General features: G+C 43.0%; 9 protein-coding genes, 3 tRNA genes and 2 pseudogenes. 5 read left to right on the top strand and 9 right to left on the bottom strand.

Translation table 11 applies throughout. From position 1 onward, the window contains the following. The first annotated feature begins 62 nt into the window (after window positions 1-62). Window positions 63-1310 (top strand): N-acetylmuramoyl-L-alanine amidase AmiC, encoded by a 1248-nt coding sequence (gene amiC / locus Xbed_RS09770; protein ID WP_086112740.1) that lies wholly within the window; start codon window positions 63-65, stop codon window positions 1308-1310. Between the two features lie 148 nt (window positions 1311-1458). On the opposite strand, the gene Xbed_RS09765 is transcribed toward amiC, so the two are convergent. The 3 genes from Xbed_RS09765 to Xbed_RS09755 all read right to left on the bottom strand — a co-directional run bounded on the left by Xbed_RS09765 (window position 1459) and on the right by Xbed_RS09755 (window position 1966). Further along, window positions 1459-1535: transfer RNA gene (locus Xbed_RS09765), tRNA-Met, on the bottom strand. Window positions 1536-1620: 85 nt separating this feature from the next. Continuing rightward, a tRNA-Met gene (locus Xbed_RS09760) sits at window positions 1621-1697 on the bottom strand. A 192-nt stretch (window positions 1698-1889) separates the two neighbouring features. Continuing rightward, window positions 1890-1966 (bottom strand) — tRNA-Met (locus Xbed_RS09755). Window positions 1967-2192: 226 nt separating this feature from the next. On the opposite strand from Xbed_RS09755, the gene mltA reads away from it, so the two are divergent. Beyond that, on the top strand, window positions 2193-3290 hold the full coding sequence (mltA, locus tag Xbed_RS09750; RefSeq protein WP_086112739.1) for a murein transglycosylase A: 1098 nt from the start codon (window positions 2193-2195) through the stop codon (window positions 3288-3290). Between the two features lie 73 nt (window positions 3291-3363). Next, window positions 3364-4176, top strand: coding sequence for a tRNA cyclic N6-threonylcarbamoyladenosine(37) synthase TcdA (gene tcdA / locus Xbed_RS09745; RefSeq protein ID WP_086112738.1), 813 nt, complete (start codon window positions 3364-3366; stop codon window positions 4174-4176). Window positions 4177-4198: 22 nt separating this feature from the next. On the opposite strand, the gene csdE is transcribed toward tcdA, so the two are convergent. The 3 genes and pseudogenes from csdE to Xbed_RS09730 form a co-directional block, all read right to left on the bottom strand. Beyond that, window positions 4199-4657: a cysteine desulfurase sulfur acceptor subunit CsdE gene (gene csdE / locus Xbed_RS09740; protein WP_086112737.1), complete on the bottom strand. Its 459-nt coding sequence runs from the start codon at window positions 4655-4657 to the stop codon at window positions 4199-4201. A gap of 212 nt (window positions 4658-4869) precedes the next feature. Continuing rightward, window positions 4870-5522, bottom strand: a pseudogene (locus Xbed_RS09735) (DUF4276 family protein). Beyond that, a complete protein-coding gene (locus Xbed_RS09730; protein ID WP_086112736.1) occupies window positions 5519-6610 on the bottom strand; it encodes an AAA family ATPase in 1092 nt (363 codons plus the stop codon). Before Xbed_RS09730 ends, Xbed_RS09735 begins: the two are co-directional and overlap by 4 nt. Before the next feature lie 181 nt (window positions 6611-6791). Between Xbed_RS09730 and Xbed_RS20700 the strand changes: the two genes are divergently transcribed. Both Xbed_RS20700 and Xbed_RS09720 read left to right on the top strand, forming a co-directional pair. After that, entirely contained in the window at window positions 6792-6980 is a 189-nt protein-coding gene (locus tag Xbed_RS20700) for an aminoglycoside adenylyltransferase domain-containing protein (protein ID WP_167371892.1), read from the top strand. 60 nt (window positions 6981-7040) lie between these two features. Next, window positions 7041-7907, top strand: coding sequence for a DUF817 domain-containing protein (locus Xbed_RS09720; RefSeq protein ID WP_086112734.1), 867 nt, complete (start codon window positions 7041-7043; stop codon window positions 7905-7907). A gap of 174 nt (window positions 7908-8081) precedes the next feature. On the opposite strand, the gene Xbed_RS09715 is transcribed toward Xbed_RS09720, so the two are convergent. The 3 genes and pseudogenes from Xbed_RS09715 to loiP form a co-directional block, all read right to left on the bottom strand. After that, window positions 8082-9395: a sodium-dependent transporter gene (locus Xbed_RS09715; RefSeq protein ID WP_086112733.1), complete on the bottom strand. Its 1314-nt coding sequence runs from the start codon at window positions 9393-9395 to the stop codon at window positions 8082-8084. 38 nt (window positions 9396-9433) lie between these two features. Further along, window positions 9434-9598, bottom strand: a pseudogene (locus tag Xbed_RS09710) (branched-chain amino acid transport system II carrier protein); the annotation flags it as partial. 312 nt (window positions 9599-9910) lie between these two features. Then, window positions 9911-10663, bottom strand: coding sequence for a metalloprotease LoiP (loiP, locus tag Xbed_RS09705; RefSeq protein WP_086112732.1), 753 nt, complete (start codon window positions 10661-10663; stop codon window positions 9911-9913). Window positions 10664-11210: the final 547 nt, after the last annotated feature.

The raw sequence follows: 11210 nt of genomic DNA, 5'->3' as shown, positions 1-11210 counted from the left end.
ATGACGGGTATATTATGTTTGGTAACGATTACTGCGTTTGGTTGTTTTAAATGGAATAAACGATGAGTCACTCAGACCCTAATTCTTCACGTCGTCGTCTGTTGAAAGGCGCAGCAGCTATGTGGCTGTTGAGTATCAGTCCTATAGGCCATGCCGCAAATTCAAAAGTGATTGCTGTGCGTATTTGGCCAGCATCAAGTTATACCCGAGTGACGTTGGAGTCTAATATTCCACTCAACTATCGCCAATTTTCGCTTTCAAACCCTAATCGCATTGTCATCGATTTGCAGGGTATCCAGCTTAATAGTGTCCTGAGCAGTATGGGCGCGCAGGTTCAGCGACGCGATCCTTACCTGAAATTGGTGAGGGCAGGGCAGTTTAATCCCAAAACGGTGCGTTTGGTGTTTGAAGTCAAGCAGCCTGTTGCCCCACATCTTTTTACATTGCCACCGATTGCGAAATTTAAGCACCGCTTAGTCTTAGATCTTTATCCGGAAAAGGCCGCTGATGTGGATGATGATCCTTTACAGGCGTTGCTTGAAGAGTACAACAGTGGGGATTTGGAGAAGCATTTGCCTGCCGAAACACGTAAACCCGGCAAGGCAGGGAAAGACAGGCCAATTGTGATTATGCTCGATCCGGGTCATGGCGGCGAAGATTCAGGGGCGATTGGGAAATACAAAACCCGTGAAAAAGATGTTGTGCTGCAAATTGCCCGTCGTTTACAGGCGCTGATTAAACGTGAGCCGGGTATGAAAGTTTACATGACCCGCAATGAAGATGTCTTTATTCCCTTGAAAGTCAGGGTAGCGAAAGCACGTAAAATGCGGGCTGATCTGTTTGTTTCCATTCATGCGGATGCCTTTACGAATCGGTCTGCGCGTGGTTCATCTGTATTTGCGTTGTCAACCAAGGGGGCGACCAGCAATACCGCCCGTTTTCTGGCTCAGACCCAAAACGAGGCTGACCTGATCGGGGGCGTTAGCAAGAGTGGGGATAAATATTTGGATCACACCATGCTGGATTTGATTCAAACCGCGACTATCAATGATAGCCTGAAATTTGGTGATGAAGTTCTCAAGCGCATAGGCAAGATCAATAAATTGCATAAAAATAGTGTTGACCAGGCGGGATTTGCGGTATTGAAAGCGCCAGATATTCCTTCCATTCTGGTGGAAACCGCTTTTATCAGTAATTTGGAAGAAGAGCGCAAACTTAAGACAGCCAAATTCCAGCAACAAGTTGCGGAGTCTATTTTTGCTGGCATCAAAGCGTATTTTAAAAGTGGCGCAGTGTTGGCACGGCGGTGAAATATCCGCCTTGAATCGTGATATTCAGACTAAAACAAGTTAGATTTAAACAAGATTTAAATAAAGTTTAGAAATGAGAGTGAAAAAAGTGAAAAATAGATAAACGATAAGGTAAAAATGAAGGAAATTGGGATAATAAAAGAAAGGTTGGTTGCGGGGGCCGGATTTGAACCGACGACCTTCGGGTTATGAGCCCGACGAGCTACCAGGCTGCTCCACCCCGCGTCCGTCTATTTGCAAACTTTTATCATCAATAATGAGCGATTATTGACAGTGAATGCAAATATTGAATCATGACATCATAAAAAATTGGTTGCGGGGGCCGGATTTGAACCGACGACCTTCGGGTTATGAGCCCGACGAGCTACCAGGCTGCTCCACCCCGCGTCCGTCTATCTGCAAACTTTCATTATCAATAATGAGTGATTATCAATAGTGAATGCAAATATTGAATGATGACATTCTTTACTATATTTTTCTTTACTACATTTTTCTTTACTACATTTTTCTTTACTACAACATCGATCTTTAACTGCCAGACCGTTCCGATGCTATCACATACAAGATACTGCATCGAATTGGTTGCGGGGGCCGGATTTGAACCGACGGCCTTCGGGTTATGAGCCCGACGAGCTACCAAGCTGCTCCACCCCGCGTCCGATGTGGGCACACTATACTCTTGAACGAAGTGGTTGCAAGTTTTTTTATTGATTTTTACTGAATTTGTTTATCCGATGATTAAAAGATGTTCTTTCTGTTTTGTTTTTGCTCTATTACCTTTGCGAAACCGTAAGCTATTTTTCTCTAACTACATTTTATTATCTATGGGGGTTTGATATTGTTCGTTGTTGGATTGTGACGGTGAGAGAATAAGGCATAAATATGAAACATTGGGGCAACTATCTGTTATGTGGATTTGTCATTTCGTTATTATCAGGATGTCATTTGCGCCCGACGGATCAAGCGCAGCAGTATAAAGATGGTCGAATCAATCAAAACCTCCAATTGGTTAATATGCCGAATGCTCAAGGTTCGCCAGTCAATGCCAAAGATTTTTCTGCTCAGGTTAAATATATCAGCGAATCTTCCCCCCGCTTGTATAACAATAACCGTGAAACGTTTGATGCCATCAAGAATTGGATGTTGTCCGGTGGCGATACCCGTCATTTAAGTGAATTTGGTTTACTCACCTATCAAATGGAAGGGGAAGATAATTATGGCAACGTGAAGTTTACCGGTTATTACACGCCGGTTTTGCAAGCACGACGCGCCAGACAAGGGGAGTTTAAATATCCCCTGTACAGTATGCCCACTCAATCGCGTTTCCGGTTACCCAATCGCGCAGCCATCTACAATGGGGCGTTGAACAAAAAATTTATCATCGGGTACAGTAACTCCCTGATGGATAATTTTATGATGGAAGTGCAAGGAAGTGGCTATGTCAATTTTGGTGATGGTCAACCATTGACCTTTTTTGGTTATGGCGGCAAGAACGGGCATGCTTATCGCAGTATTGGCAAGGTATTGATCGACCGTAGAGAAGTGCCTAGTGAAAAAATGTCAATGAAAGCCATCCGTCAATGGGCTGAACAGCATAGAGAAGCCAAAGTGAAAGAATTGCTGGAACAGAACCCTTCATTTGTTTTCTTTAAACCTGAACCTTATACCCCTGTTAGGGGAGCCAGTGCCGTTCCTCTTGTTGCAGAAGCATCGGTAGCATCCGATAAGTCATTGATCCCTCCCGGAACAGCATTGCTGGCGGAAGTCCCGGTATTGGATGAATCAGGTAAATTCACCGGACAGTATCGGATGCGCTTGATGGTGGCATTGGATGTTGGCGGAGCCATCAAAGGGCATCATTTCGATATTTATCATGGTGTTGGTGAAAATGCGGGTGAAATGGCAGGTTTTTACAATCACTATGGGCGTGTTTGGGTATTGAAGAAAGCATCATCTGGTTTTTTGACGGCAAACCAGTAAGATCCCCCAATTAACATCATCAATCGATAACCTATCTCCATAGAGGTAGGTTTTATGCAGGATTTATTTAGCGATGCAAGTTTCTCTCTCTGATGCTTATCTTCAGCGTTTTGCTGGCACGGCCCGATTATATGGACAGAAAGCGCTTTCATTATTTGCCCATTCACATGTCTGTGTCGTAGGCATTGGCGGTGTGGGTTCATGGGCCGCAGAAGCGTTGGCACGCACAGGCATTGGTGCTATCACACTGATAGATATGGACGATGTCTGCATCACCAATACCAACCGCCAGTTGCACACTCTGGTACAAAATGTGGGATTGCCAAAAACGGAGGTCATTGCCGAACGGATACGGGCAATTAATCCTGAGTGCCAAGTGACCTGCATTGATGATTTCGTCACCCCTGATAATGTGGCCGAACTGATGTCTGCGGGATTCAGTTATGTGATTGATGCCATTGATAGCATACGACCAAAAGCGGCGTTATTGGCTTATTGCCGCCGCTATAAGATCCCGGTTGTGACGACGGGAGGAGCCGGCGGGCAACTTGACCCGACCCGGATTCAGGTAGTGGATTTGGCGAAAACGGTGCAAGATCCACTGGCGGCAAAATTGAAAGAGCGTTTGAAATCAGATTATCGCGTCATGAAAAATGGCAAGGGTAAGCTGGGCATCGATTGTGTTTTCTCAACAGAACAATTAGTTTATCCGCAGGCTGACGGCACGGTCTGTGCGGCCAAAAGCACGGCGGACGGCTCCAAACGGATGGATTGTGCCTCAGGTTTTGGTGCCGCAACCATGGTTACGGCGACCTTTGGTTTTGTTGCGGTATCCCATGCACTAAAAAAGATGGTGGCAAAAGCCGGGCGGGAAAACACACTTTAGCCAGATTTGATGTTTAATAAACCTAATTAATATCAGTACGAGCGATTTCCTGAATCGTGTTTATCAGGGATCTCACACCATTGAGCCTTGAACCACTCAGTTGTTGTTCAAGGCCGAGTTGTTGAAAAAACTCAGTTAAAGGCATTTGTGAAATCTGTGCTGGTGTTTTACCTTCCACGGCGGTCAGCAGAATTGCCAATAATCCTTTGACAATCCGGCCTTCGCTATCGCCATAAAAATGCAGACGACCATCTGAAAGTCGTTGATATCCCAGCCAGACACGATTTTCACAGCCGGATCTTTCGATATGTTGTTGTTTGAATTCATCCGCCAAAGGAGGCAGCTTTCTGGCCAGACCGATTAGCTGCCGATAACGATCTTCCCACAATTTGCATTGCTGGAAGTTTTCAATAAGTTGTTGTTCCGTGATCTCTGTTCCGAATGGGTGCGGAACAAGGAGAGTGTCTGAAAGTTGTGTCATGGGTTATTTGTCTTGCCGTGGATGTGTCGCTGATGTGTTCTGAATGGGATTTCAGGATCATAGCAGTTATGTTGCTAAACTAAAGTTATTTGATGTGAAAAATGACAATATTGAGATACAGAGATCTCGTTCTGAGTAGTTTTTATCATCAACAGATTGCTCTGTGATAACAGGGCTTATTTCTATTTACTGGGTAAAATAATGTGTTTTATTTAAATAAGCGTTACCAATGTGAGCAGCTTATTTAACCACTGATTGAAATGCGGACATTGGGAACGCATTGTGTCTAATCCAATATCACCGGCGATAAGTGGGCCATGCAGGGTCTTATGATAATTGGGAATTATCGACAAAATACGTTTAGAAGGTGCGGTTTCTGGGCTGTTATTAATATCTTCAGGGCTATCAAATTGGGCTTTGATGGCTTGTAATGTGCCAATAGGGGCGCTTTCATCAAGCCAATCCGCAAATTTTTCGGGTTGGCAGAATAGTAGCGCTTCAAATTCATGCAATAACAGGTTGGGAATAAAATTAGTTTGCCCAATATCATTAGCAAAGGCTTGTTCTAGCTTCACTATTCGTTTGTGGGCAGCACTATCCTGTTGTTCGTTATAATCAGGGAAATCAGTAGGCAGACCATAGTAGTCGATTAATGTTGTGACGAACGCATCAGGATCTTGTCGGCATAAACGGGTAATTTGATGTTTTACTTTGCCGTAACTCGTGATACCGCCTTTCTGACGGGGACTCGTCTGAGCTAATATTGGCGTCAGGTAGATTTGTTGTGCTACAAAATAGGAGCCAGCACATCCCGCACGAAAGTCTCTTCCGTTTGCCCTTCCACAAAAACGTTGATACGGATCATCGCTGTGGTCTCCCACCGAGTAAGTTTTTCGTCCATAATTCACCCAAGCTATAGTCTTCAAGCCATTCTGAAAGGATTGCATTATTTGGACGCTTAAAGGTGGATGATCCTTGTTGTTTATCGACAACGATCAAATCGTCAGCATCAAATTGATTGATCAACTCGACTGACTGGGTAGAGATAATTAACTGATGTTTATTGCTGGCATTTTTGATCAGACCAGCCAGTACGTTAATAGCATAGGGATGAAGTCCGAGCTCTGGCTCATCAATAATAATTGAGCTCAGTATGTCATCTTCGGGTTGCAGTAACACGGTAGTTAATAGAATAAAACGTAACGTTCCGTCAGATAATTCACTTGCCTTAAACGGAATATCTTGCTCTTTCTCTGTCCATTCAAGTTGAATGTAATCGGTATTATCCGGAGTGGGTCGCAAGTAAAAATCACCGAAAAACGGCGCAACCATCTGAATGGTTTTGATGATGCGAGTGTAATGCTGTTGATGATGTTTTTGCAGACGATATAAAAATGCCGCTAAATTAGCGCCATCTTCCCGTAGATAATCATTATCATTAATGCGATGAGTTTGCTTAACTTTAGCGCTATCACTTGTATCATGGAAATGGTACACCCGCCAACGGAGCATGGCTGGTAATGTATAATTTTTGATATATGTATGATGCTTGTCGACCTGAGATTCAAAGTGCCCAGAGCCAATATCATAATCCCCTCTGATATCCCAAAAAAGCGATTCATGTCGGAACATCATGCGGTTGTCATTGGTGGGTTCCAGTTCAAATTTATAACCATTGTGACCAAAATAAAGTTCAGCGCTCAAATATTCGGTTTTCTTACGGCCAAAATGCAACAGTGTGTCAGGCCCCCCCATTTTACCAACAAGAGATTGTAGGCGATGATCAAGTACAGAGGCCATTAAGCGAAATAAGCTGATGAAGTTGGATTTCCCAGCGCCATTGGCACCGATGAGTACATTCAGGCTCCCTATTTGTAAATCACATTCTGCAATAGATTTATAGCCTGCTATTTTGATTCTGCTTAAATGGTCATTATTGGTTACTGGTTTCATAATCTTGCCTTTTCAGCATCATGTAACTCGAATGTGCTCTATTTTAGGGAAAACAATAGAATAAGTATCGTCTTGATTGCCAGGTTTGCGTTTAGTACTTCTGTTTTTGATACTTTTAAGTGAGAGTGGCACTGGTGGACAGAATACCAAATGAGGAGATAAAATCCTCAAAACACTATTCTTGCTATATCCAAGAAAGAATGCCGCTGCTGATTGGGCGGCGGCTCGTCTTCCAGTCATACAGGCCGAAGTTTTAGCCTATGCGAGAGAGATCTATTTGAGAGGATGTGAAGAAGATTGGCGAAATCGCCAGCAAGAACTTCAGCTCACGGTAAGTTCACTGCACGATTGTGTGCTAGCGAATCTATGACACTTCCATCATGCTACATCGTAGTGAATTGACCACAAATAACACCAGCAGGCTGATTAAATGGAAACTCGGTGCCAGAAACTGAATATGCTGCGTAAAATTGATAACTTCTTAATGGCTCATAAGCCCAATAACAGCACAGGTGTTAAGCGATTTGTTTTAGAGTTTCTTTTCTTTGGATTGATTAATGCCCGCTCGTGCTTATTCGCCGGTTTCTTTTTTCTGGCTTTATTTTTGGTTCCGGCAAAAGGCATCATGGGCATACCGCGTTATGATGTACTGTTAGTATTTGCAGTAGCCTTTCAAGCCTTGCTAATAAGGTTAAAACTCGAAACATGGGATGAATTAAAAGCGATCTGCGTCTTCCATTTAGTCGGTTTTATCATGGAACTATTTAAGACATCAGCCTCTATTAGTTCATGGCAATATCCTGATGCGGCGTTCACTAAACTTTGGGGAGTTCCACTCTTTACTGGTTTTATGTATGCGGCCGTAGGGAGCTACATTATACAGTCATGGCGCTTTTTTAAGGTACGTATTGAACATTACCCACCATATTGGATGGCAACACTGGTGGCACTGGCAATTTATATCAACTTCTTTAGCCATCATTATATTGATGATTATCGCTGGTACTTAACGGCTTTTATTTTCGGTTTATATGCCCGTGGTACTGTTTTTTATACGCCGTTGGATAGAGAATGCAGAATGCCACTATTACTCGCTTTTATACTGATTGGTTTTTTCATTTGGTTGGCAGAAAACTTCGGTACTTTCTTTGGGATCTGGCAATACCCGAATCAATTAGGCGCTTGGTCTGTTGTCCATGCAGGAAAATGGGGGGCATGGTCATTGTTGGTGGTTGTTACCTTCACGATTGTCGTTCACCTTAAACATATCAAAGCGAATGTGGCGGTTGCCCGTTAATTTACTCATGTGATTTTTCAATTGACGCGTTTTCCCGTTGCCTATGGAATAACGGAGAGAGCATCCACACGGGCAATAATTATTTATTGCCCGTGGAATATCAAAAAAATGTCTGGTTTTTCTTGAGCAGAACATTTAGCGTGCCTGAAGATTTAGCACCAATGCCTAACTCAATCAAATAAGCCCGTGTACCAAAATCACGCCGATACATAACGGCCCGACATATCTCCATATAAACAGTAAACACTGACGGTTCCGCGATGGCATATTATCCGGTATTAGTGCATTGACCTTACGTGACCAGCCAAATGCGAGGCAAATGATAATCCCGAACAATGGCATCAGGACATTGGAAGTAATGAAGTCCAGCATCTCGAAGATGGATTTTCCACCTAATGTGACGTGACTCAGGGGACCAAACGATAAGGAAACAGGGATCCCCATTAACATAATCGATGCCGTGACTACTAAACTGGCTTTACGACGCGACCATCGAAAACGCGTCTGAACATAAGCAACAATGTGCTCCAGTAATGAAATTGCTGAGGTCAGCGCGGCCATTAATAACAATAAAAAGAACGTGACGGCTAAGATTGAGCCACCCGGAAGACTGGCGAAATAAATTGGCATCGTCATAAACGTTAATCCGGGTCCCGCATTGGGTTCTAAGCCAGCCGCTGCCAAAGCAGGAAAAATCATCAGGCCAGCCAATACACAGACTAAACAGGAGAGGATGACAACCCAGATACTCGATTTACAAATACCTTTATTATTAGGTAAATAGGAGCTGTACGTAATGTGGATACCCAAACCGATAGAGAGTGAAAAAAATGCCAATCCCAATGCATCCAGAATCCCTTTTCCGGTCAGGCTACTGAAGTCTGGGTATAGGAATAATTTAAGCCCTTCTGATGAGCCGGGTAAACGGATGCCGATAATAATTAACACTATCATGATCAAGAATAACAGTGGCATCATGACTTTAACGGCTTTTTCCAAACCTTTTTGCACACCAGATAATACGACGAAACAGGTTAGCCCTGAAAATGCCAGATGTGCGATTATCGGCCACCATGGATTGCTGATGAAATTGGTGAAAATAGATGTCAGTTGAGAGATATCTGTAATATTCAACTGTCCTGTACCTGCCATCACCGTGTAACCGATAGTCCAACCACCGACAACACTGTAGAAGCTATAGATACACCATGAACTGAATATACCTATAAAGCCAACCCACCCCCAGTGTTTACCCAGTGATTTTTTAAACGCATTAACGGCTACTTCACTCGTACTGCTTCCCAGTATGTTTTCAGCTAACAGAATTGCCAAGCCAATCACAAAGCTGAATAATAAAAAGACAATCAGAAATGCACCGCCACCATTTGTTGCTGAAACATACGAAAATTTCCAGATGGCACCAATGCCAACGGCAGATCCGGTTGCTGCTAATACATGCCCCAGACGGGATGTCCATTGTTGACTCATGCTAACCCCCGGATAGATACAGTGTCAGCACATGTACCCAGGCTCATGGCCGTAGGTAAAAAATCAACAGCAGTGTCCCAAACCTGCTCACCCGACTGCAGGCCAACCCTAGGCGGGGAAATGATATTTCCTGCCCCGACGAAGAGGGCAAAGGACATAAAGCCCGATGCCAAAATATCTTTAGATGATAAACGGTATGTCATAATAATTGTTAACTTATTGTTGTAAAAATAATTGCGCATGTAATAGTAATTATTAAAAATTACTTGGATTTCCACTGGCGACACCAGATTCTGATTTTACCGTCAGTGATAAGCATCATACCCACTGAGACTAGCAAGATACAGAATGCAAGATACAGAATGATAGTGGTAATAACAGCTAGAATCACCAACAATGGCCCCCCAAGTAAAACTTTCAAGGGCTAAATGGCACCTTGTGAGGTGTCCAAGATGATGACTTCACTACACAAAAAAGCGGTGCCACTGGCACCGCTACACTCTGTACTGAACTTATTATTTCTTGTCTGCTGCGATCCGATCACGAACGTGTTGAGCACGCTCCTGTGAAGGCGGATGTGAGTCAAACATGCTGGTTTCACTACTGCCCAGTTTAGCCAGTTTTTCAAAGCTGGTTGCTAAACCTTCAGTTTTGATATTGCGTTTTTTCAGCAGGTTATAAGAGAAGTCATCAGCCTGACTTTCCTGATGTTGTGAGAACTGCGATCTGATCAGTTTTTGCCCCATCGCGGCAAGCTGAGAATCACTCAACTGTGCGGCGACACCACCGGCTGATGCCGCTGCGGTACGTGCAGCAACTGTAGCATAAGCAATTTGCATTGCTTTACGGGAGTGGCCCAGTGCAACGTGCCCCATTTCATGGCCCAGAACGCCTTCGACTTCGTTGTCGTTCATCATATTCATCAGGCCGCTGTATACACGCACACAACCGTTAGCCATTGCCCAGGCGTTCACGTCATTAGTCAGATACACTTTATAGTTAACCGGCGTACCGTTAACTTCGTTACCTAATGCTTTGGCGATTTTATTCAGACGTTTAGTATATTGACTGGATGCCGGTGCAATTTTATTCTGTGCATCCATATCCTTACATGACTGGTCAGATAACTGTTTGACATCAGAATCACTTAGCGTCGCTGCCTTGAATAATTGCATTCCGGAACTAGCCAGCATTCCCTGATCCATATTCTTACAACCTGTCAGAATGACAGCAGAAACGGCTACTGCAACAAGAGCTTTAATTTTCATGATATTTTTTTCCTTGCAATTCATGCAACTATGATATTTTAGGCGTATTAAAAGACGATGAATTCTGCTAAAAATGGCAATAGGAGTAAACCCCAATATTTATAATTATGTGAATTTGATAACGTTTTAAATAAGTTTCCATAATAGTGATACACTGAAATTCCGAAGATTCCTTACTCCCCGCGCTGCGGGGAGTAAGGAAGTGTTCTACAATTTTGAAATGTCATTTAAACAAAATAATAAAATCATAAGCATAATAATTCAATTTAAATTTACTTAACTAAATAATTTTTCGTCTATTTAAATAAATTCTCAAAACGCCAGAACACTTTTTTACTCCCCGCACCGCAAGGAGTGGGGGGAGTCAGCCCAGCGGGTTTCTTCTCCCCATATCTGGCTACTGCAAAAAATACGAATCACGATTTGAAACTATTTAAACGACAGACATGGGATAAAGAAAATATCGCCAGTTAAAATAACCTAAATTCATTATTTTAATGCAAATAGTTTTAATAAGTTATTTAATATTATATTATCATAAAATTGT

This window comes from Xenorhabdus beddingii (assembly GCF_002127545.1).
Taxonomy (GTDB): domain Bacteria; phylum Pseudomonadota; class Gammaproteobacteria; order Enterobacterales; family Enterobacteriaceae; genus Xenorhabdus; species Xenorhabdus beddingii.
The sequence above is the reverse complement of the archived record's forward strand: the minus strand, read 5'-3'. Positions and strand labels throughout refer to the sequence as shown.